The sequence below is a fragment of the Bacteroidia bacterium genome (assembly GCA_027493955.1).
Classification (GTDB): Bacteria; Bacteroidota; Ignavibacteria; order SZUA-365; family SZUA-365; genus JAOSJT01.
Genome location: JAOSJT010000001.1, coordinates 51,246 through 74,276, shown reverse-complemented (window position 1 = coordinate 74,276; position 23,031 = coordinate 51,246). Strand labels below are relative to the sequence as shown.

Annotated in this window: 22 protein-coding genes; 13 read left to right on the top strand and 9 right to left on the bottom strand. The window is 57.0% G+C overall.

Features of this window, described 5'->3' with window-relative positions; all coding sequences use genetic code 11:
- Positions 1-29 precede the first annotated feature (29 nt).
- The 3 genes from M5R41_00360 (at position 30) to M5R41_00350 (ending at position 4,229) form a co-directional block, all read left to right on the top strand.
- Positions 30-1,430, top strand: a complete 1,401-nt coding sequence (locus M5R41_00360) for an MBL fold metallo-hydrolase (GenBank protein ID MCZ7554837.1) — start codon at positions 30-32, stop codon at positions 1,428-1,430.
- 425 nt (positions 1,431-1,855) lie between these two features.
- Entirely contained in the window at positions 1,856-3,724 is a 1,869-nt protein-coding gene (gene mnmG / locus M5R41_00355; GenBank protein MCZ7554836.1) for a tRNA uridine-5-carboxymethylaminomethyl(34) synthesis enzyme MnmG, read from the top strand.
- Between the two features lie 166 nt (positions 3,725-3,890).
- Positions 3,891-4,229 (top strand): hypothetical protein, encoded by a 339-nt coding sequence (locus M5R41_00350; GenBank protein ID MCZ7554835.1) that lies wholly within the window; start codon positions 3,891-3,893, stop codon positions 4,227-4,229.
- Positions 4,230-4,241: 12 nt separating this feature from the next.
- Here M5R41_00350 and lpxK read toward each other — a convergent pair whose 3' ends face one another.
- The 6 genes from lpxK to M5R41_00320 all read right to left on the bottom strand — a co-directional run bounded on the left by lpxK (position 4,242) and on the right by M5R41_00320 (position 9,283).
- Positions 4,242-5,273, bottom strand: a complete 1,032-nt coding sequence (lpxK, locus tag M5R41_00345; protein ID MCZ7554834.1) for a tetraacyldisaccharide 4'-kinase — start codon at positions 5,271-5,273, stop codon at positions 4,242-4,244.
- Positions 5,274-5,897, bottom strand: coding sequence for a lysophospholipid acyltransferase family protein (locus tag M5R41_00340; GenBank protein MCZ7554833.1), 624 nt, complete (start codon positions 5,895-5,897; stop codon positions 5,274-5,276).
- Between the two features lie 17 nt (positions 5,898-5,914).
- Complete coding sequence (locus M5R41_00335) at positions 5,915-6,706, bottom strand: acyltransferase (protein ID MCZ7554832.1); 792 nt, start codon at positions 6,704-6,706, stop codon at positions 5,915-5,917.
- Positions 6,707-6,718: 12 nt separating this feature from the next.
- Positions 6,719-6,961 carry a hypothetical protein gene (locus M5R41_00330; GenBank protein ID MCZ7554831.1) on the bottom strand — a complete coding sequence of 81 codons (243 nt, stop codon included), beginning with the start codon at positions 6,959-6,961 and terminating at the stop codon, positions 6,719-6,721.
- Between the two features lie 6 nt (positions 6,962-6,967).
- Entirely contained in the window at positions 6,968-7,192 is a 225-nt protein-coding gene (locus M5R41_00325; GenBank protein MCZ7554830.1) for a hypothetical protein, read from the bottom strand.
- Positions 7,193-7,537: 345 nt separating this feature from the next.
- Positions 7,538-9,283, bottom strand: a complete 1,746-nt coding sequence (locus M5R41_00320; GenBank protein ID MCZ7554829.1) for an OmpA family protein — start codon at positions 9,281-9,283, stop codon at positions 7,538-7,540.
- Positions 9,284-9,540: 257 nt separating this feature from the next.
- Between M5R41_00320 and M5R41_00315 the strand changes: the two genes are divergently transcribed.
- The 8 genes from M5R41_00315 to M5R41_00280 all read left to right on the top strand — a co-directional run bounded on the left by M5R41_00315 (position 9,541) and on the right by M5R41_00280 (position 19,118).
- Positions 9,541-11,958, top strand: a complete 2,418-nt coding sequence (locus M5R41_00315) for a penicillin acylase family protein (GenBank protein ID MCZ7554828.1) — start codon at positions 9,541-9,543, stop codon at positions 11,956-11,958.
- A 15-nt stretch (positions 11,959-11,973) separates the two neighbouring features.
- On the top strand, positions 11,974-12,741 hold the full coding sequence (locus M5R41_00310; GenBank protein MCZ7554827.1) for an NAD-dependent deacylase: 768 nt from the start codon (positions 11,974-11,976) through the stop codon (positions 12,739-12,741).
- A 7-nt stretch (positions 12,742-12,748) separates the two neighbouring features.
- A complete protein-coding gene (gene pyk / locus M5R41_00305) occupies positions 12,749-14,167 on the top strand; it encodes a pyruvate kinase (GenBank protein MCZ7554826.1) in 1,419 nt (472 codons plus the stop codon).
- A gap of 18 nt (positions 14,168-14,185) precedes the next feature.
- On the top strand, positions 14,186-15,691 hold the full coding sequence (locus tag M5R41_00300; GenBank protein ID MCZ7554825.1) for a choice-of-anchor D domain-containing protein: 1,506 nt from the start codon (positions 14,186-14,188) through the stop codon (positions 15,689-15,691).
- Between the two features lie 119 nt (positions 15,692-15,810).
- Positions 15,811-17,355 (top strand): acyl-CoA carboxylase subunit beta, encoded by a 1,545-nt coding sequence (locus M5R41_00295; protein MCZ7554824.1) that lies wholly within the window; start codon positions 15,811-15,813, stop codon positions 17,353-17,355.
- 2 nt (positions 17,356-17,357) lie between these two features.
- Positions 17,358-17,669, top strand: coding sequence for an acetyl-CoA carboxylase biotin carboxyl carrier protein subunit (locus tag M5R41_00290; GenBank protein MCZ7554823.1), 312 nt, complete (start codon positions 17,358-17,360; stop codon positions 17,667-17,669).
- 271 nt (positions 17,670-17,940) lie between these two features.
- Positions 17,941-18,417 (top strand): hypothetical protein, encoded by a 477-nt coding sequence (locus tag M5R41_00285; protein MCZ7554822.1) that lies wholly within the window; start codon positions 17,941-17,943, stop codon positions 18,415-18,417.
- A gap of 152 nt (positions 18,418-18,569) precedes the next feature.
- Positions 18,570-19,118, top strand: a complete 549-nt coding sequence (locus M5R41_00280; GenBank protein ID MCZ7554821.1) for a CAP domain-containing protein — start codon at positions 18,570-18,572, stop codon at positions 19,116-19,118.
- Positions 19,119-19,483: 365 nt separating this feature from the next.
- Here M5R41_00280 and sucD read toward each other — a convergent pair whose 3' ends face one another.
- Positions 19,484-20,398: a succinate--CoA ligase subunit alpha gene (gene sucD / locus M5R41_00275; protein ID MCZ7554820.1), complete on the bottom strand. Its 915-nt coding sequence runs from the start codon at positions 20,396-20,398 to the stop codon at positions 19,484-19,486.
- Between the two features lie 139 nt (positions 20,399-20,537).
- On the opposite strand from sucD, the gene M5R41_00270 reads away from it, so the two are divergent.
- Both M5R41_00270 and M5R41_00265 read left to right on the top strand, forming a co-directional pair.
- Positions 20,538-20,945 (top strand): iron-sulfur cluster assembly scaffold protein, encoded by a 408-nt coding sequence (locus M5R41_00270; protein ID MCZ7554819.1) that lies wholly within the window; start codon positions 20,538-20,540, stop codon positions 20,943-20,945.
- Between the two features lie 3 nt (positions 20,946-20,948).
- Positions 20,949-21,461 carry a flavin reductase gene (locus M5R41_00265; GenBank protein ID MCZ7554818.1) on the top strand — a complete coding sequence of 171 codons (513 nt, stop codon included), beginning with the start codon at positions 20,949-20,951 and terminating at the stop codon, positions 21,459-21,461.
- Between the two features lie 98 nt (positions 21,462-21,559).
- Here M5R41_00265 and M5R41_00260 read toward each other — a convergent pair whose 3' ends face one another.
- Together M5R41_00260 and M5R41_00255 are read right to left on the bottom strand one after the other, a co-directional pair.
- Positions 21,560-22,222, bottom strand: coding sequence for a hypothetical protein (locus M5R41_00260; GenBank protein ID MCZ7554817.1), 663 nt, complete (start codon positions 22,220-22,222; stop codon positions 21,560-21,562).
- 182 nt (positions 22,223-22,404) lie between these two features.
- On the bottom strand, positions 22,405-23,028 hold the full coding sequence (locus tag M5R41_00255; GenBank protein MCZ7554816.1) for a hypothetical protein: 624 nt from the start codon (positions 23,026-23,028) through the stop codon (positions 22,405-22,407).
- Positions 23,029-23,031: the final 3 nt, after the last annotated feature.

The following is a 23,031-nucleotide window of genomic DNA, read 5'->3' as shown; positions in this document are numbered from 1 at the left end:
GAATCAATAACCACAAATCCTGTTTTACCATGATTACACTCACATTTCACGGTGCCGCACGGACGGTAACGGGCTCCAGTCATCTGCTCACGGTCAACGGAACAAACATCCTGCTCGACTGCGGACTCTATCAGGGAAAGCGTGCAGAGGCATGGGAGATAAACAGCAGGTTTCCGTATACCCCGTCGGAGATAGATGCGCTGGTGCTCTCACATGCGCATATCGATCACAGCGGCAAACTCCCGATGCTCTGCAAGCACGGCTTCGACGGTACCGTATTCTGCACACATGCGACACGCGATCTTGCCAATGTAATGCTGCTCGACAGCGCGTTCCTGCAGCAGAAGGATGCGGAGTTCGTCAACAAAATGCATCAGCGCAAGGGCCTCCCCGAAGTGCAACCGCTGTACACCCTCGACGATGTCGTGGATTCGCTCACGCAGTTCCAGACCGTAGGATACCGGAGAAAAACACATATTGCGGACGGCATCACTGTCACCTTTTATGATGCCGGGCATATCCTTGGGTCCGCCATCGTGATGCTCGACGTGCGCGACGGCGACCGCGAGCTCAGTATTTGTTTTACGGGCGACCTTGGGCGCCCCGACAGGCCGATTCTGATGGACCCGGAATTCCCCGGCGACGCAGATGTCCTCATCACGGAAAGTACCTATGGCGGAAGGACGCATCTCGAAACCGAAGTTGCGCTTGACCTGCTGGAGGATGTCATCAAGCGCACCATTGCGCGCAACGGTAAAATCATCGTTCCCGCCTTCGCGGTTGGCCGAACTCAGGAGCTCATTTACGATCTGCATTTACTTTGGGAAGCAGGGAGACTACCAGAGATTCCCATTTATGTTGACAGTCCACTGAGCGTCAACGCCACGCAGGTGTTCCGCATTCATCCCGAGTGCATGGATCCCGAAGCCCGCGAAGCGATGCTCACACAGCAGAATCCCTTCAATTTCGAAACGCTGCGCTACGTTTCACATGTAACGCATTCCAAAGAGCTGAATGGCATTCATCAGCCAATGATGATCATCTCCGCTTCAGGAATGTGCGAAGGAGGACGCATACTGCATCATTTGCGCAATAACATCGAAAATCCGCGCAATACCATTCTGATCACCGGGTATAATGCCGAGCATACACTCGGCAGGCGGCTGGTCGAACGTCACCCCAAGGTGAACATTTTCGGCGAGGAGTTTGCCGTCAAGGCGGAGATCGTCGTGATGAACAGCCTCAGCGCACATGCGGACAAAAAAGAACTCCTCGCCTTCCACGGGCGATTCAATCCCGCCCGGCTCGGTCACACCTTCCTTGTGCACGGGGACTACGACCAGCAACAGAAACTGCAACATGCGATGCAGGAAGACCTGGGCTTGCGCAACGTCGTCATTCCCGCTGCCGGTGAATCATTTGTGCTATAAAAAAATAACGGGCGATCTCGACATCGCCCGCTATTACTGATTGACGGTGGGGTGTGTTCGGAGGGTTCTTTGTCTCCCTAGATCTTTAGCCCAAAGTTGTTACGGTGATCCTCGTCCAAGGTTGCACAATCCGGATGGGGATTTTTTTATGACCTGAATATTCCGGCCGGACGGCATACACCACGAGGGTTCTTCCGGTTTCCCCGGCTGCGATTCGGACTTCCATCTGTGGGAGTCCGACTCGTGTCTGCATTCCTCAGGAAAGCCGGACAGAGGGAACAGGCATGCGAGAGTGCTCAAAGATTTTTATCGAAAGAGCAAACACCGCCGTGAGTATTGAAGGTATTCGCTGCATTTTTCCGTGCATTTTTTCTCTGCTTCCCGCTCGCAATTGCAACCGAATTGCGTTACTTTAAAAGGTTACGATGAATCAGGATTACGACATTATCGTTATCGGAGCCGGGCATGCGGGCATTGAGGCCGCCGCCGCTTCCGCACGTATGGGTTGCACCACCGCCCTGGTGACGATGGACGCACAGGCCATCGGCCGACTCTCATGCAATCCCGCAATCGGCGGAACTGCAAAAGGGCATCTCGTCAGGGAAATCGATGCGCTCGGAGGCGCCATGGCCCTGCTCGCCGATGCGTCCGCAATTCAGTATAAAATGCTGAACCGGTCCAAGGGTCCGGCGGTGTGGTCGCCTCGTTCGCAGAATGACCGTGAACAGTATGCTGATGCCGCCCGCGCCTATGTCGAATCCATCCCCGGATTGTCTGTTCTCGAAGATTCAGTGCGGGACCTGCATGTCGAAAGCGGGCGCATTACCGCTGTCCGTACCGCATCGCGGGGTGATATCTCCTGTCGCGCGGTGATTATCTGCAGTGGCACCTTTCTCAACGCCGCCATGTACACCGGACTTGCCCGCACGGAGGGCGGGCGGCATGGTGAAATGCCGGCGACTGGAATAACCGAAGCGCTGCAGCGACTTGGTTTCGAAACGGGACGTTTGAAAACCGGCACTCCCCCGCGGGTATCACTCGCCTCTCTGGATCTCGACCAGACGGCCATCGCCCCCGGCGACGAACCACCATTCGCGTTTTCCTTCCGTTCACCCCGCCCTTCGTTCGATCAGGTGCCGTGTTACGTCACGCATACGAACGAACAGACACATGACATCATGCGCGAAGGATTCGCTTTCTCGCCGATGTACACCGGCAGAATACAGGGAACAGGCCCGCGCTACTGTCCGAGCGTAGAAGATAAAATCGTCAGGTTTGCCGATAAAAAGAGCCATCACCTCTTTCTCGAACCGGAGGGCCGGGCGACCGATGTCGTCTATGTGAACGGCTTTTCCTCCAGTCTCCCCGCGGAGATTCAATTGCGCGCGCTGCGCAGCGTCGCGGGCATGCATCGCGTCGAGATGTTACGCCCCGGCTATGCCGTCGAATACGACTACGTCCCACCTCATCAGCTCAACCTCAGCCTTGAGACGAAGCGCGTGCGCGGACTCTACCTCGCCGGACAGATAAACGGTACATCCGGATACGAAGAAGCCGCGGCGCAGGGTTTGATGGCGGGTATCAATGCCGCACTGGCCTTGCGCGGGGAGCGGCCTTTCATCCTCCGGCGCTCCGAGGCGTACATTGGAGTGCTGATCGACGATCTGGTCAACAAAGGGACAGAGGAGCCGTACCGCATGTTCACCTCGCGGGCAGAGTACCGGCTACTTCTGCGGCAGGATAATGCCGACCGTCGTTTGATGCATCACGGGCACCGTTATGGACTGATACCGGACGATCTGTTTCACACCGTGCGCGAACGCGAACCCGTAATCGCCGCAATGAGAGACCTCGTGGAAGTGCGCACACTCGATCCCGCGACTCTGAATCCCCTACTTGCCCGCCACGCATCCACGCCGGTTGCACAGAACGAGTTTCTGGGCAAAATCATCCGACGCGAGGGAGTGACGGCCGAAAGCGTCCTGCGCCTGGACGGTATTGCGCGGGATCCACTCGTCCGCCGTGCGCTTGCTGATACACGCGTGCTTGAGCAGCTCGAAATCGAGACGAAATATGCCGGTTATATAGACCGTCAACAACGCGATGTAGAAAAATTCAGTTTTGCGGAGGATTTCATTATTCCGCCGAATTTCGATTACAGCCGCGTGCGCTCGCTTTCCAATGAGGGACGCGAAAAGCTCATGCGTGTGCAACCCAGCTCCATAGGGCAGGCATCGCGCATCAGCGGAGTGAGTTCAGCCGATATTTCCATTCTCATGGTCTATCTTCGTTGAAGTGCGGCAGCCTGACGCAGCAAGAAATCGCGGAGAATCGGTGTGTTTTGCGCCTTTGTACGATTTCACTTGACTCTTTCGAAAAAAGCTCTATACTTGCGGGTAACAACCATCGTGTACCTTTTCCCGCCGGATGGATATCCGGTATCATGACGAGCAAGACATCGTGCAACACGCAGCGACGAATAGAGACGAAAGCATCAGGGAAATTATCCTCGAACGCATAGCGGCGATTCTCACCGAGGTGTACAAAGAGGAGATTACCCAATTCACGCCTGAGGCGCTGTCCGCGCATCTCGCGTTCAAGGCCGATCCGCGACTCAATGATCTGCGTCTGGCACTTGAACGTCTGGATCGCAACGAATACGGCCAGTGCATTTTCTGCAAGGGACAGATCGCTGCGGATCTCCTGCGGCAACATCCGACCGCCCATTTCTGCGAACAGTGCGCTGGTATTCTCAGGAAAAGGACAAGTTCGCCGGCGTACGGTTTCCAGCGACGCTGAGCAGGGTGTGCGTTAGATGCGCAGGGATGTGCGTTCAGACAAGAGACGAAAAAAATCTTCCTCCGCTCCCAAAAACTCCAGACGCATCACCGGATACAGCACATCCACTCCCTCGAGTGCCGTCCGATGCTGCAACAGTCGCATCGCATCTTTCTCCGTGGTGAGCAGCACTGTCCCTGCGGCTCTGGCCCCATCCAGAAGCATGGCAATATCCGCGTCAGTAAAACGATGGTGATCGGGGAACTCATGATGTTGCTGCGACGCGATGCCCATATGATCCATGGTTTTCAGAAAACTTGCCGGCGCACCGATACCGCAAAAAGACACCACCGAGGCACCGCGGAGTGCATCGTGTGGAAGCTCCCCGAAGTCGTGCAGGCGGCGAAGATGCTGAGGCAGGAAGCGTGTCGCAAACACCGGCACATTGCTGTAGGCCCGAAGCGCGAGCGTCATCTGTTCGTGCGCGACGTCGGCTTCGCAGCGGCTGAGAAGCAGAACATCCGCCCGGGAAAGATTCACCAGCGGTTCCCGCAGACGTCCGGCCGGCAACAGCCGCTGCGCGTAGAGTGCGCTCGAGGCGTCGAGCACGACGATATCCACACTACGGCCCACAGCCCTGTGCTGATAGGCATCGTCAAGGATGATGACCTCGACCTCGAATTCCTGCGTTGCTCGGAGGCAGCCGCGAACGCGATTCGCATCCGCAAGGACCACCGCCTCCGGGAATTTCCGTGCGATCTGAACCGGCTCATCTCCGCCACTCGGCACATCCACAACGCTTCCCTTCCCGTCGGACACGACAACACTGCCTGTACTGGTACGTTTGTATCCGCGTGACACAACAGCGGTTCGTATACCACTTCTCAGGTAGTACTCGACCAATCGTTCCACGACCGGCGTCTTTCCGGTGCCGCCCGCGGTGATATTCCCCACGGAAATTACCGGTACAGGGATACGGACACTGCGCAGGTACCCCTGGTCATAGGCCCGATTGCGCAGGCGCACCACCGTCCCGTACAGCCGGGATGCAAGCGTCCGAATCACTCATGCCCCCCGCAGAGCGACGCTGCGATACTCGGCCGTCATCTTTTTCTCCAGATCTGCGCGCACATCTTCCAGCGGCTCACCTTCCAGATCCGGATTGATCTGCACCGCCTCGCTGAATCGCACATAGCAGCGTGAGAACGGCATGGGTAATTCGAAACGATCCCAGCTTTTCAGGTGCCGACAACGGACGTACCCGACACTGACGACGACGAGCGGAACACGCATGGTTTGGGCCACGCGCACCGCCCCCATTTTCATTTCATGGCGCGGCCCTCTCGGTCCGTCCGGTGTGACGCAGAGAATGTGTCCTTCGCGAATGATGTCGCGCATCGCCTGCATCGCTTCCTTGCTGCCGCGACTGCTGGATCCTCTGACAACAGTGTATCCCCACCGCCGGAGAATGTCTGCGAGCAGCTGGCCGTCGCTGCTCATGCTCACGAGAGCGGCAGCATTGCTGTTTCCGAATCGCCACCACGGCCAGAGCATCGAACCATGCCAGAAGACGAGCACGAACGGAGACCGGGCTTCAAGGAGCGCATCTACCGTTGCCGAATTCTCGACGGAGATACGCAAGGTACGCATAAGCATTCCGACGAGGACGTTGACAAGTAACGCGCGCATCACTCCTCCGTATCGTGTCAGAGTTCGTACAGATCCGGCCGGCGATCTGTCATGATATCGTTCCACTGCGAGAAGGCTTTGCGGTCAGCGGCAGTCGGATCTATCTCGGCGTATATCCAACCTTCATCCTCCCTGCCCGCCTCCACGAGCACCTTGCCCGACGGTGCGACAATCTGACTGCAACCATGGAATATCAGTTCATCCAGTCCGCGTGTTTCACGCCCGGTGCGATTGGCGGTGATGGTGAACACCCTGTTCTCCAGTGATCGCACGCGCATGGCAGGCTGCCAGAGTTCCGGAGCGGCGACGAGATCGGAAGGATGGGCGATGATATGCGCCCCTTTGAGTGCCAAAGTACGCGCGGCTTCAGGGAAACGCCAATCATAGCAGATCATGACGCCCAAGCGCCAGGAACCGAAGTCCCTCACACGGAAACCGCTGTCACCCGGAGTAAAAAGGATTTTTTCCTCTGCAAAGAGATGGGTTTTCCGGTATACATCCACACTGCCATCCGGGAGCACCGTCACAGCGCTGTTATACACGTTTTCTCCTGCACGTTCGGCGATTCCGGCCACGATGATAACCTTCCGTGAACGTGCAACATCACGCAGCAACGTGACGGAGGGCCCGTTCGTTGCTTCCGCCACCGAGCGGAGTTGTTCGCTGTCGTGGAAAAAATATCCCGTGAAGCAGAGCTCGGGCAGAACCAGCAATTCCGCATCGCAGGTGCGTATGAAATCGAGTACACGCGTCTGATTGGACTCGACGGCGAGGAATTCCGGGCAAAATTGAAGGGCTGCGCTGCGCATCTGAAAAGCGAACTATCCCCGTTTGCCGGTATGATAAATATCGAGACGCGGCTCATACAGGAGAATATTCAAGGACGCATCGCGAATCGTACCGCCGGAGGGATAGTAGTAAAAGGTTTCAACACACTCGGTCATTTCCTTCGCAGGTCTGCCTCCGGAAGAATAAAACCGAAGCTCGAAAACGCCGAGAACGGCCTCCCGTCCTTCGATTTGACGCAAGACGTTTTCCGGTGAATAACAATAGGTGGTATCCATGATGCCTTACGACTGAAGTTTTGCGCGTATTCCGGCACATTCGCGCACCAGTTGCTCGGCGAAGCGCTCCGCCTGCTCGCGTGTGTTGAACCAACGGCTGACGAGACATTTCTTTCCGAACAGCCGTCGCTTCCACTTTCGAATAATCCACGACATGTGATCTTCAGGATCATGAAAAAGCGTGATGAGACAATCGGATTTGGAGTGAAGAATCGTTTCGAATTTACTCATACCATTCATCTCGATGATGCGGGGAACTGTGTCGAGCGCTGCGTCCGCCTCGCTCCTCTACCGACCTGGGCGGGGCCGCGATTGTCACAGAAATATACCTGAATCGCGATCTGCATCCAATGAGTGCTGATACTTCCGATCAGAGCGCGATACGCTCAGCGCGGGGGAGCGATATGGCGCTCTGGTGATGCCATGACCGGAGAGACGACGTACGCACGGCATGAGACATCGAAATGCCCGGTCGGACTCGGGTTGCGCCAGTCCTGCGCTTCGGACCTCCTTCGAGGGGGAAAAATAAATCCCGGCGAACCGGGATTTACATTGGGACACGACAGAGGAGCGACGTCACTCCTGCAGGATGGAATATTCAACCCGTCTGTTCCATTGCCGACCTTCGTCCGTTTCGTTGGTCGCAGCAGGACGCGTCTTACCGAAGCCGCGCGGAATAAGTCTGACGTCGGAAATTCCATGCGACACGAGATATTCGACGACCGCTTTGGCCCTACGCCGGGACAGATCCATGTTATACTCGAACCCACCCACAGAATCCGTATGACCATCGACCTGTATGATCATGCTCGGGTGTTCATTGAGGAAACGGACGAGTCTGTCAAGCTCCGGTTTCGATTCATCGCGGAGTATATCCTTGTCAAAATCGAAGAACAGGTTGTTGAGTCGTATCGATGCGCCTCGCGTCACCGGAGCCAGGATGAGATCCCGCTCCACTTCCTTGAAATTGGACAGATCCGTAAGGTCCAGGTGCTGGCTTACAGGATAATGCCCCTCGGCATTCGCATGGAAGCCATACTGATGCCCCATAGGCAAGGCGATCTGATATTCGCCCGTGGTAGGATCCGCTGTCGCCGATCCCATCACTTCCCCATCGGAGAGGCGCTCATAGGTGATAGATGCGGGAATGATCTGCCCCTTGGGGTCGCGTACCCTACCGCTTACCATCATGACCGGAATAGGCCGGGCATCCTCAGGCAACTCGATACGGAAAAGATCAGATTTTCCATATCCATCGCTGGTCGAAACGAAATATGCGAATTCTCCGTTGCCGGGCACCGTGTAGTACGCATCCCAGCCCGCCGTGTTGATTGGATAGCCAAGATTGCGCGGAACGGACCATTTCTTCCACGTATAATCCAGTCTTCGCGTCATATACACATCGTTGCTCCCGAAGCCCCCTGGACGATTGCTGGAGAAATACAGTGTCACACCATCGGCAGCAATGAAGGGAGTGACGTCCTGTTCCGTACTGTTGATTCCAAGCCCCATATTCTCGGGTTCGGCCCAGGTGTTGTCCGGCTTTCTGAAACTGACATAGAGATCCCTGCCGCCAATGGAGTCCTGGCGAAGGATGCTCATCACAATGACTCTGCCGTCAGGCGCCATGGTATACTCCGTGAGATGCGACAGATTGCCCAGGTTGGCGATGCTCAACGGCGAGGGAAAACTCCATGTTTCACCCTCACGATATGTCAGCGACAAACCCTGACGCTGGGAGCCATCCCGCATATACTGGTTCCCGAGAAGGAGGGTGTTGTTGTCCGGCAGCACGGCACAGACGAAGTTGAAGCCATCGGTGTTGAGCGGCTGCCCGACATTGCGCGCTTTGCTCCAGCTTCCATCCGGCAGGCGCTCGCTGACCCATATATCATCTTCTTTTTTTGATCCCGTGTTGTCAGGATGACCTTTCCGGACGAAGTACAATGTTTTTGCATCGGCGGAAATGACAGGGAAAACCTCGTCATATTCGGAATTCACCATGGGCCCGAGATTTTCCCGCTTCGGCATGAATGCCGGCTTTTGCGCCTGCTGTGCATGGGCATTCATCGTGCTGCCGGTACCTGCCAGTATCGTCGCGGCCACCAACAGCAGAAAGCGGTTTTTCATACGTTGCGAAACCTTGAATGCTTCGTATTTCATGGCGGTGGAAGTACAGCTGTGGTAGATGTTGATGATGAAAAGATAATGAATTCTCACGACAAGTTGAAACTGTTCGTCCTCGGTATCCACACGCTGTGCCGCGAGTTCTTCGGCCTCAGCCACCGATGTGCTGCCGCTTTTTCGCGGCGTGAGAAACACGGATGTGCCTGATGCCGGGCGTCGCGTGCCTCGGAAGATCGCGCTCCGGTATCAGCGACTCCCGGTCAGGGAGGAGTATCGCGAAAATGGCGCAAAGCGTATCACTCTGTCGCTCTATGGTTGCATATTGCCGCCCCGTCTCCTGTGTGCGGAAAACACCTTGCCGCTCCGTACGGGTGAAAGCGCACATGCCGCGCGGTGTTCATTGGATTTCGCTGCAGTGCTTGCTAGTTTGAACGACGCAATGAAGCGACACCATGAAACGACGACACACCTCAATCGCACTAACGGTCAGCACCATTCTGCTCCTCATTTTCGCCGGATACCTCACCTACGATCTGGCGACACGGGCACTCCCTGAAACGCAGGGAGAGGCCTCCGTGTCGGCGCTCTCCGGGCCGGTAGAGGTATTCAGAGATCAGGCCGGAATACCACACATTCTCGCAGGGAACGAGTATGACGCCTTTGTCGCCGCCGGATATGTTCACGCGCAGGATCGCCTCTGGCAGATGGACGTGCTTCGACGCTACGGGAGCGGTCGGCTGGCCGAGATTTTTGGCGCTGAAGCGCTGCCTGCCGACCGTCTCATGCGTACCATCGGCCTGCACCGGCAGGCGGACAGTCTGCTGACGGAGGTTTCCGATCAGACACGGAAAATACTCGACGCGTACAGCAAGGGGGTCAATGCGGGCATACACGAACGCGGGCATTCCTTACCGATAGAGTTCGATTTACTCCAGTATCAACCTGAACCGTGGACGCCGGCGCATTCGCTCATCATCGCGCGGTTGCTCGGATGGGAACTTGCCCTCTCCTGGTGGACAGACCTGACCTTGAGCGAACTCATCGCGCGTTTCGGCGAAGAACGCGCTCGCCAGCTTTTCCCGCCGCAACAGACGGCGATCTCCTCACTTCCGCATCCGACACAACCGCGGCAACTGGTGTCGCTCGGACTTCTGCACGATGGGGCTGCAACCGCACAGCGCCTCCTCGCGTCACAAGGTTCGGCGATCGGCAGCAATGCGTGGGCTGTTACAGGAACACGGAGCGTCAACGGAAAACCTTTGCTGGCAAATGATCCCCATTTGCTCATCAGCCAACCCTCCCGTTGGTATATCATGCACCTCTCCGCTCCCGGATTGAATGTGGGAGGTGTAACGATCCCCGGTGTGCCCGGTATCGTCATCGGACACAATTCCGTTCTGACCTGGGGCATGACAAATCTGATGGCGGACGACGTTGATTTTTTCACCGAGCGGGTGAACTATCGCGATTCGACCTGCATCGATGCGGGTCGCAGTGTGGGCATGCGCGTGTTCACCGATTCGATCTTTGTTCGCGACAGTCTGCCTGTCGTGCAAACCACATGGCAAACACCGCGCGGACCGATTATCACCCCCGTGTATCCGCTGCAGAACGTGATTCGCGATTCCAGCCGCTTCAGCGGCCCTACTGCGGTGTCGCTGCGCTGGGCTGGACAGGAAGCCAGCGACGAGATTCTGGCAATGTACCGTGCGGCCCACGCGCGGAACTGGAATGAATTTCAGAGTTCGTTCGCAACATTTGGCGTTCCCGCGCAACACATCATCTACGCCGACACCAGCGGCGTCATCGCTCGTCTCGCTGTCGGTCGTGTGCCGATTCGTGGTAAAGGACAAGCGCTGCTCCCCTCGGCGGGCTGGGAAGGTGCGAACAGCTGGCAGGGCTATGTTCCGGCCGGGCAGCTTCCCCGCCTGGCCGAACCCGAAGAGGGAATGCTCGTCGCGGCGAACAACAAGGTGCCAACGTCTTCTCCGGTGCCCATCTCCTCTCTGTGGGAAGACGATTCGCGCGCGAAACGCATCCATCAAATGCTCAGCGAACAGGCCATGTTCACTCCGGACGATTTCCGCCTGATGCAAATGGATGTGCAATCACCCTATGCGGACACTCTCCGACGTGCCTTCGTAGGAGCCCTCCGCGCATGGAAGGCTCGTCCGCTGCTCATCACGCGGGTTATGAATCTGCTGGCCCGCTGGGATTGTCGCATGAACACCTCATCCGCCGAAGCCGCCATTTTCAATGCCGCGTTGACGCATGTGCTGCGTCGAACCTTCGAAGACGAGATGGACAGCACACTGTTTCACAATTACACGTTCGTTGCAAACATCGTCACGCGCGTCCTTCCGACCCTGCTTGCTGACTCAACGGAAACCTGGTTCGACGATATCCGGACACCGGGGAGGGAGAGCAAGAGGCACATCCTCGTCAAGGGTATTACCGACGCTGTAACCGACCTTCGCACCGCGCTCGGCAGGGATATGAACACATGGAACTGGGGAAGACTGCACACCATCGAGTTCCGCCATCCTTTCGGTGAAAAGAAACCGTTGGATCGTCTCTTCAATATCGGTCCCTTCAGCATCGGCGGATCCAACACGACCGTGAACAACACGGAGTACTCCATTTCGCGCCCGTATGATGCACGTGTCGCGGCATCCATGCGTTTCGTGGCGGATCTGAATTCACCGGATTCCAGTTACATCGTCATACCGGGCGGACAGTCGGGGCAGCCATTCAGCCCGCATTATGCCGATCACACCGCATTCTGGCACATGGGAGCGTTGCACCGCCTCGTCATCAATGTCGAGGCTGTTCGGCGATCCGGCTGGAAACGTCTCTCCCTCACGAATTGACCCCGGAGTTGCTGCATGAATCACTCACACACCCCGGTACTGTCTGAGACATTTATCCAGCGCCTTCGTCGCGCGCGGCATGTCTGCGTTCTCACAGGCGCAGGCGTGTCCGCCGAAAGCGGCGTCCCGACATTTCGCAGCGCCGGTGGACTCTGGTCTCAATACGATCCGACGGAGTTAGCCACGGAGCGCGCCTTCAGAAAGGATCCGGACCTGGTCTGGAGCTGGTACTCGTGGCGTCGCACGCTGATAGCGGGCGTGGAGCCCAACGCCGGCCACCGGGCGTTGGCCGCTTTTCCGGAGGTTTTCCCCCGTTTTTCACTGATAACCCAAAATGTCGACAACCTGCACCGTCGCGCGGGATCGCCGGACGTACACGAACTGCATGGCAATATCGAACACAGCCGGTGTATCGCGTGCGGAATACCCTATCACGACGCTGCGGCCCCCCCGACGGAAACCGCACAGCGTTGCAGTTGCGGCGGATGGATCCGGCCGGGCGTGGTCTGGTTCGGCGAGTCCTTGCCCGAGGACGAATTGCGTTTCGCCCAATCCGCCGCTGTGGACTGTGATGTATTCCTTTCCGTCGGGACCTCGGGACTGGTGTATCCCGCAGCGGACCTCCCGCGTCTCGCGCATCGCAGCGGCGCATACACCGTGGAAATAAATCCGGAGCCGACAGGACTCGCACCTTCCCTGGACGAACAGCTTCCGTTCCTTTCAGGGGTAGTGCTCCCGGCCATTCTCCAAACGATGATGGACATCAGAAACGAAGGAGACTGACCCAGCCATGCAACGAAAGGTAAAAATCATTTGCACCATAGGCCCCGCTTCGCGGAGTGAGGAGCGCATCAGAGAATTACTGGATGCGGGGATGGATGTCGCGCGTCTCAATTTCTCACACGGGTCGCGGGAGGAGCATCTGGAGATGATCGAGCGGCTCCGCGCCGTTGCAGAGCAGCATGGAACGCCGCTCGCAATTCTCCAGGATCTTCAGGGTCCGAAGATTCGTACCGGCCCCATGCCTGAAGGCGGTGTGCAGCTCATAGACGGCAGCGATTTCACCATCGCAATGGATTTTGATGGCATCGGGAATGCGCAACGGTGCGGCACAACCTATCCGCAGTTGGCGGAGGACGTGCTGGCGGGACAGCACATGCTCCTGGACGATGGATATCTCACGCTGGAAATTCTCGACGTCACCGCGACGGAGATCCGTACCCGGGTGGTCAAAGGCGGTGTCCTGAAAAGCAACAAAGGCATAATCGTGCCCAAGGCGTCCATTTCGGCCCCGGCACTAAGCAGGAAGGATCTCGAAGATCTCGATTTCGGTCTGCGTGCGGGAGTGGATGCCGTCGCCCTGTCGTTCGTACGCTCCGAGCGGGACGTCATCGAATTGCAGAGCGCCATGAAGTACCACGGCCGCAACGTGCCCGTTATTGCGAAGATCGAGCGATGGGAGGGTTTCATGGACATAGAGGATATCATCCGTGAAGCGGACGGAATCATGGTTGCCCGTGGAGATCTCGGGCTGGAGATGCCGGCGGAGCAGGTACCCGTGCTGCAGAAGCACATCATTCGACGGTGCAACGCGCACGGAAAACCCGTGATCACCGCCACGCAGATGCTCGAATCCATGATCACGCAACCACGGCCGACACGCGCCGAGGCCAGCGACGTGGCCAATGCCGTGCTGGACGGGACCGACTGCGTGATGCTCAGCGGAGAAACAAGCGTCGGAGACTGGCCGGTCGCGTCCGTAACCTATATGGATCGCATCATACGGGCGATAGAGGCCTCGGAGGAAAAGCACGAACGGGAGTACGCCATCCCCGACGACGAACGGCACAATGTGACCGACGCCATCGGCAAGGCGGCCTGCGGGCTTGCTCAGCAAATCGGAGCGGCCGCCATCGTGACCTTGACCCGATCCGGAGATACGGCCCGGCTCATAGCGAAGTACCGGCCATCCACACCCATACTCGCGTTGAGCGACACAGCGGCGACGCTCCGGGGGCTGGCGTTCACCTGGGGCGTAAAGGGTGAATTTCTGCCTCCGCTGCCTGACCAGGAATACAGCATCGAGGCCGTACGCAAATTGTTGCTGGAACGCGGGCTTGTGGACGCCGGAGCTCTCGTGGTCTTCTCCATCGGCTCCCCCTTGCACAAGAGAGGCCCGACCAATATGTTAGAAGTACGCAAGGTGTAGGTCAATGAAAGTCCGTTGATGTCGTATCGCTTCCATACTCTCGCGCTGCTGTGTTGTACCTTGGCGCTGTTTCTTCCGAGCAGAAGCCAGGCGCAGCTCTATATGGAGACCATCGACGTGTACGCCGTGGATACGATTCCGAAGCAGACGCAATTTCTTCCGGCACAGAAGCGCTTCGAATTCATCTGTTCCGGAACCTTCTCCTTCTGGCGTACCTTGCAGGGAGATAGCATAGGTCTCGTGGACGCCGCGTATTATCGCGACATTCCGCCGGGGGAATTCGGTTTCCCCGGTCTTTCCACCTCTATCACCAATGGTTTTTTAATCAACGGGCAACCGATATCCGGGCGCATAAATCCGCCTGGCGTGAGCTCCACCTACACGTATCGCGTACCGTTCACCGGGCTGGGTGCACCCGCGGCATTGTTCATCGAGGACAAACCACCTTTTTCCATTGACAGGCACGCCGACAACACGGGGATGATACGGGTCGAGCTGTATAACGTCTCCCCGGAAATCGCCATTGACACCTCGGCCATAGATTTCGGCGAGGTTGAACTGGGTGATTTCCGCGACACCGTGCTGACCTTCAGGAACGTCGGGTACGGCCCTCTGAGCATCGACAACCCCCGCATAACGGGCAGCGAAGCCGACCAGTATCAGCTCACAGCCCAGGCGCAATGGGTGTTACAACCCGGCGACAGCGCCTCGCTGAGCATACGCTTCGCTCCGCAAAGCATTTTCCGCAAGGATGCGCAACTGGAGCTGACCACCAACGACAGCGATGTACCGCTGATCGTGATTCGTCTCACCGGCGTGGGTGTTACAACGCTTGCGGCGGGTTTCAACGACACGGTCTATGCACGCGCACAGGAATTCGTGGAAATCCCGCTCTTCCTGACGCAGAATCGCAGCGGCTCCCTCGCCACGATCTTCGCCATGGATGTGGAGTACGATCCCCATCTACTGTATCCCATCGGATGGAGCAGCGAAGGGACGCTCACGCAGGGGCACAGCATGAGCGTTGACCTCTCCCGTCCCGGCGAGATTCTCATCCGCGACAATGGAGGTCCCGCACTATCCGGAACCGGCGTGCTCCTCCGGCTTCGGTGTATTGGTCTCTGGCACGAACCGAACAACGCCCCGCTTCGCATTCGCACTCTGAGCTTCAATGCCGGTAACCCGCGCGCGCGTGCGCATGACGGCGTACTCCTGGTGGACAGTATGTGTAACCAGCATCTGAAAACCGTTCAATTGTCCGCTGCGCCGCAACTCCGGAATAATCATCCCAATCCATTCAACCCCTCGACCGTCATCTCCTTTCATCTGCCCATCGCACAGTACGTCCGTCTCGACGTTCACGCCATGGACGGACAGCACATTGCGACACTGGTGAACGGAACTCTGAGAGAAGGAAATCACGATGTGCATTTCCTTGCCTCCGGGCTCCCCAGCGGTGTGTATGTGTACACACTTCATAGTTCATCGGGCGCACAGACACGATCCATGCTCCTTCTCCGTTGAGTGCACGCTCAACGAAGAGGGCATGACTACGTCTATACAGGAGTTTTACCCCCTGTGATCCGCTGAAAGTCCGGCACCGGCATACTGTCCATTTCTCACAATTCGGAGAATTCCCCGTAATGTCACTCGCATCATCATTAATGGATTTCTTTCGCCGCAAGTCGAAAGCCATCCTGGGCGGCGGAGAGAAGGCCATAGAGAAGCAGGTCTCCATGGGTAAGCTCACTGCCCGCGACCGTATCATGACGCTCCTGGACAATGACACCTTTCACGAGTACGACCTCTTCGTCGAGCACAAGTGTCAGGATTTTGATATGGACAAAAAGCAGCTGCCCGCGGACGGCGTGATCACGGGAACGGGAAAAATCGAAGGCTTCCCCATCTGCATTTTCGCGCAGGACTTCACCGTCGCCGGCGGCTCATTGGGCCTTATGCACGCGCGCAAGATCACCAAGATCATGGATCATGCGATGAAGCTCGGCCTGCCGTTGATCGGTATCAATGACTCCGGCGGTGCACGCATTCAGGAAGGGGTCAACTCCCTGGCGGGATATGGAGAGATCTTCTTCCGCAACACCCTCGCTTCGGGCGTCATCCCGCAGATTTCCGTCATCCTCGGTCCATGCGCCGGCGGCGCGGTGTACTCGCCGGCGTTGACGGATTTCGTGTTCGTGGTGGACAAGATCTCGAAGATGTTCATTACCGGTCCCGAGGTAATCAAGACCGTACTCGGCGAGGACATTTCCATGGAGGATTTGGGCGGAGCGCGCGTCCATACCGAAATAACCGGCAACGCCCATTTCTTCGCACGCAGCGAGCAGGAATGCTTCGAGCAGATCAAGAAACTTGTCACGTTTATTCCATGGAACAACAACAAGCGACCCGATCCCTTCCCCGCTAAGCCACCACGCGCCGACTATAACGTCGAAACCATAGTACCGACAGATCAGCGCAAGGCCTACGACGTTCGCGACCTCATTCGTTCCGTGTGCGACGATTCCGACTTCTTTGAAGTGCAGGAGCACTGGGCTGCGAATATCGTGGTCGGCTTCGCCCGCATGAACGGCGATACCGTGGGAATTGTCGCAAACCAGCCATTGGTATTGGCGGGAGTGCTCGATGTGGATTCCTCGGACAAGGCAGGGCGTTTCATTCGTTTTTGCGACGCGTTCAATATCCCTCTCATCACCTTTGTCGATCTTCCCGGCTATCTTCCCGGGGTGGATCAGGAACATGCCGGCGTTATCAGACACGGAGCGAAAATTCTCTACGCCTACAGCGAAGCAACTGTCCCGAAAACGACGGTGATCATCCGTAAGGCCTACGGCGGCGGATACATCGCCATGTGCTCACGCCATCTCGGGGCGGATTTCGTCTTTGCCTGGCCTACGGCAGAAATCGCCGTCATGGGTCCGGAAGGCGCAGCCAATATCATCTTCCGCGGTGAAATCGCCGCCGCGACGGATCCCGATGAAATGCGCAGGCAGAAAGTGCAGGAATACACGGACAAGTTCGCCAACCCGTACATTGCGGCCGCGAACGGACACGTCGACGCCGTGATCAGTCCAGCCGAGACCCGCGAATACCTGATACATGCGATTGAAATCTCGCGCAACAAACAAGAACTCCGTCCCACCAAAAAACACGGCATCCCGCCGTTTTAGCCATGAGCGACGAACTGAAAACACTGACAATAGACGACACACGCTACGAAACACGGCATACCCTGAAATTCGAGCGGCGTAAGCCCTATGTGGTTCCGGATCCCAGGCAGTTGCTTTCGTTCATACCCGGCGTCGTAGTGGACGTCATCGTGACGCAGGGGCAGCGGGTGAAATGGGGCGACACGCTTCTGATTCTTGAAGCCATGAAAATGAAAAACTCCGTCTCGGCACCCAGTGACGGCGTCGTCAAGCGGATTCTCGTCCGGCAGGGCGATCGTGTCCAAAAACATCAACTGCTGATCGAGTTCGAGTAGGCTGAAGGCCCTCGCGCCGCGATGACGGTACTATAGACCATACACGGAAAAATGGCCAATGTTGATCAGAAACAGCATTTTTTTCACCGGAGAAAAAAAATGTCGAAAAAAATTTGGATTCTGACAACGGATTGGCTATATTGAATCCTCCCTCCTCCTCCTGAGGGGTCGCCTGTGTAACAGGCGGCCCTTCTTTTTTTTATTTGCTATTGGCGTCCCTCCGCGCTAGTTTCCCTATGCGACAACTTTCACCATCGGAACGGAGGCCGCCATGAGCATCTTCGACAAGAAGGGGATGATGATTTTTCCAACGCCACTCCCCGCCGATTACCGCGAAAGCAAGCATGTCCTGGTCGTACAGGAATGTTACTGCCAGCAAGGGCACAATCTGATCAACGAACGAGCGCAATTCAACCAGTTCAACGGAATCTTCCTGCGGGTCAGGAAAGACCATGAGGACGGGCTGGTTGCCTTGAGCCCTGTCTATGGGGACAAATCACGGATTTCTCTCGGCGTACGGCTCGAAAAAGGTGATATATTCACCCTGCTCTGCCCCGAGTGCGGTGTTACGCTTCCGGTATTCGGGCAATGCGGCTGTGAAGCCGATCTCATCGCCATATTTCTGACCGCAAACGCGGACTTCGGCAACTGTATCGGCCTGTGCAGCAGAGTCGGCTGCTTCAATGCGCAAATTCAGAGCGGTAATGAATTGCTCACTCTCTCTTCCATCGAGCAGCACCTGCATTGACAGATGTGGACGATACTTCGCGGCTGATCGTACGACGCGGGCACCGGAGATGCCTGTGCCGTGCGTGTGCAGATGTTATCGCGCAATGTCGTAAGTTGTCGGTATAGCGTCGTTTCTGTTTCCGGCGCGCTGTATCACCTGGATCCGACCTCATGATGTATCGAAGCTCTCCGGCTGCTGTCACCCTCGCGGTGAAGCCGCACGACCGACGCGGTCTGTCGCGGCGCATTCTCCTGCTCACGGTGCTGTGTTGCATTCTTCTCTCCTGCTCCGATGAGGATCCGCCTGTCGACCCGGGACCGCAAATCGCGGTTGCGGAAATCGAAGCACGGATCGTGCTGCTTATCAATCAGCACAGGGTTACCAAGGGACTGACCGCGCTCGTGCAGGCGGACGTGATCACGCGGGAGGTTCGCTCACACAGTGCGAATATGGCTGCGGGCACGGTGTCGTTCGGGCATGCCGGCTTTGACCAGCGGTACAGCGCCGTATCACAGAGCATTCCGATCAGAGCGGCGGCGGAAAATGTTTCGACGAATTATGGTTTCACCGACCCGGCCGCTCAGGCCGTGAGCAGTTGGCTGAACAGCGGTCCCCACACCGCGAATATCGAAGGCGACTATGATCTTACCGGCGTCGGCGTCGCGCGCAACAGCAGCGGTGTGCTGTATTTCACGCAAATGTTCGTGAAATCACGGTGAACATCGGTCATTGCAAGGATGCTGGTGGGTGGTGACGAGACTCGCATCGGAAATCGTTAATCGGTCTGCGGCGGAGGGATTCGTTGATCGAGCCGTCTGAGCGTGCCCACCCGCAAGCAGCCTCTGTTGGATGATGGTCCATGTCGGGGCTGACATACGGTCCCGCTGCGTACAGTCCCTGAGCATGGCTTCGACTGTCCCTGTGCGGAGCCGAAGGGACGCTCTACCAAGCCGAAGGGACCGGCATGTACAGCCATCACCTCTTCAGGACACGCGATATCCCGCCCAGGTCTGACAAAAAAAGGTAGAATCTTTCGATTCTACCCTGCCCGATCAAACGGGACGTCAATTCTCAACTTTCAGCTTTATGCTTTTTCCGAAGCGTGCGGACGGGTTTGTCCGAGCGATTCAAGGCCCAGCGCTTTTGCGACGGTGACACCGATCACGGCGGGATTTTCCACGACATGGATACCCGCGCGTTTCATGGCTTTCATTTTCTCTGCTGCGGTGCCCTTGCCTCCGGCGATGATTGCGCCGGCATGGCCCATGCGTCGTCCCGGCGGAGCGGTGCGGCCGGCGATGAAGCCGATCACGGGCTTGGTCATGGATTTTTTGACATACGCGGCGCCTTCTTCTTCCGCCGTGCCGCCGATCTCTCCGATCATGACCACGGCGTCGGTTTCGGGATCATCGTTGAACAGCTTGAGGGCGTCGATAAATTGTGTACCAATGACGGGATCGCCGCCGATACCGATACAGGTGGACTGGCCGATGCCGAGATCGGTGAGCTGCTTGACCGCTTCATAGGTAAGCGTTCCGCTGCGCGATACGACACCGACATGGCCTTTTTTGTGAATAAAGCCGGGCATGATACCGACCTTGGCTTTTCCCGGTGAAATGATTCCCGGACAATTCGGTCCGATGAGACGCACACCCTTGCTTTGTACAAACTCAAACGCGCGCACCATATCGCGGGTCGGGATACCTTCCGTAATGCACACGATAAGCGCGATGCCCGCATCCGCGGCTTCCATGATCGCATCCGCGGCTCCTGCCGGCGGTACGAAAATGACGGAGACATCGGCTTTCACCTTCTGCACCGCTTCCTTGACGGTATTGAATACGGGCAGTCCGAGATGCTCGGTGCCTCCCTTCCCCGGAGTCACTCCGCCGACGACCTTCGTTCCGTAGTCGATCATCTGTTGCGCGTGAAAGGTGCCTTCCGATCCCGTGAATCCCTGTACGATGACTCGGCTTTTCTTGTCAATAAGTACGCTCATGCTCTTGCTCCGCGAGTACCAATTTTTCCTGAAAAACAGCTACATTTACAAAGCTAGCACATCACGCGGCAGGAAACAACCGCGCCGCGCGAAAAGAGCACGAAAAGAGCAGGATGTACACAGCTCCAACGAGACGAACATGGACGAACAACGGAAAGAATTTCTCCTCGCGCTCGGGTACGCACCGAAGGCGGTCGACGTACTCGACCGCGAACTGCACCTCGGCGTTCTTGAACACGCCTCCACGCAGACGCGGCATCAGGCCACTTGCGGCGACGTGCTTGAGCTCTGGCTGCGTATTGAAGATGACGTTATCCGGGACGCTGCGTTTCAGTACGCGGGCTGCGCGGGTCTTCAGGCCTCCGCTTCAGGGTTGACCGAGTTGATCATCGGCATGCATATTGACGACGCGGAGCGGCTGGATGTGGCCGACATCGTAGGTTTTCTCGGCGCGATACCGCTGAACAAATACGAGTGTGCGGAAGCATCTCGAAACACCCTGCGAAAAGCGATCGCCCAGTATCGCACTCAATCAGCCGTGGCCTGATCCATGCCGCTGAAACGCATCGATCCCTTCACGTTCTCACGTGACATTTTCTCGCTCTGGAACAATCGCTGGCTTCTGCTCACCGCCGGTGATTTCTCAGAGGAACGGTACAACACCATGACGGTGTCCTGGGGCGGCTTCGGCATCATGTGGAACAAGCCCATCGCAGAAGTGGTGGTCCGACCAACCCGCCACACCTTTGATTTTATCACACGCTATCCGACGTTCACGCTCTGCGCATTTCCTGAAATGTTTCGAGATGCCTTGTCCTTGCTCGGCAGCAGAAGCGGCAGGGATGGTGATAAAATCGCCGCGTCAGGGCTGACTCCCGTCGCGGCATCCGTCGTCGGGGCACCCGTTTTCGAGGAGGCGGATTTTATCGTGGAGTGCCGCATCCTCTATCATCACGACATAGAACCTTCGCGCTTCAGCGATCCCGCGCTGGACGCGAACTATCCCAAACGGGACTATCATCGCTGGATTGTGGGAGAGATCGTGGCGATGAGCGAGGGTTAGCATCGCGATTGGCTTCAGATAGACGACACGTGCGTGTTGCATGTTTCTGTCACACCCATCCCAGCTCCCGCCTCCTCCGGAACTGATCGTTTGCCGCCTCAGAATGTGACAGTGATCGTTACCGCCGCCGCCGCTCCGACAAGAAATTGTGCAAGGAGAGTGTCTCCTGCGATGGGTCTGGACGAATCCATTCCGCGTAGCATCCCTACCGGCGTCCAGGACGCCCATTTGCAATTGTTATCCAGTATGTCCGACCGGAACACCCCGCGGCCTTTCCAGCTTCCTCCAACGTTAAAGAGTTCCGTGTACCCGTAAAACATCGCGTCCGTACCCCACGTCCACCATACAAGATTGAATGCCGTAGCTGTCGGCAGCCCGAGTTTCTCATACAAAATCCAGGTGATGCCCGCCTGAACGAGCGCCTGAATCACCCGAAAGAATGGGAGTGCGGAGCTGTTATCGCGCACGAGATTGAAGCCTACATAGTCGAACATGGCATAGGAAAGCGTTGCCCCGGTAAGCCACAGCAACTTCTCCGTAGCGTCGGGTGTCGATGTCGCGAGAGCTTCACTCCGCAATGAGTCCATCCCGGATGACCCTTGAACACCTGTAACGAACGGCATATCCTGCGCCTGCACGGCGCTTCCGCACAAGACGCACAGGAACACAACGGTAGAGAGCATGTTCCTCCATCCACCCGAATCCGGAGCGCTTCGGGTGACGCCGGTTCTGCGAAAGCGGAGATTCGCGGCATCGATCATCGTTATCCTCTGGTGCACACATGAGACGCAGTTGCAACATGGATAAAATACAGGGAAAAGACAAACAACACAGAAATTGCAATCGTTGCAGCGGCCCGCGTTCGACATCCTCATCGCTCCCTGAAACAATCAGGCCGGGCGCATTCATCGCACCCGGCCCGAAATTACAGCCAATGGCGAAACTATTCGACGCCCCAGATTTCCGTCACCTTCCTGTCCGGATCGAAGGTCAGGACTTCGTCTTTTCCATCACGATCGCTATCGACGATACCGATAAGGATGGCGATGATACCGAGAGGCTGCGGCCGTACGGTGGGGTTCGTCGCATTGTACCCGGTGACCATCACGTCCTCCAATCTATACGTGAGATACGCCTGCGGCCGGAATACCCGATACGCAAACACCAATTCCTTGGGATTCTCATTCGACACCACTCCATCCAGATTGTAAAAACCGACCAGTGAATGACGGCCGACAATTATCGGATAATCGGGATCGCCGTCCAGCCGCATGATCCACTCCCGCGTTGGCACCATACCGTCCACGATACGCATGACATCGCCTGTGGCCGGATCCGAAGAGATGAAGACGCGGTCGGGGTAACCGTCTCCGTTGAAATCGAGCCGGTCTTGTTCCCGCATGGATGCGGCAAGGAAGGAAAAGGGATTGTCGGGCACACCATTGATGCTGCGTTCCACCCGAAGCGGCTGGGCATGGGCGGTTGTGCCGGAAAAGAATACGAGGGTGCCCGCGAGGAGCGACAGTGTGCAAACTGATGCGATGGAAAACGTCCGGTACTGTATCATGGT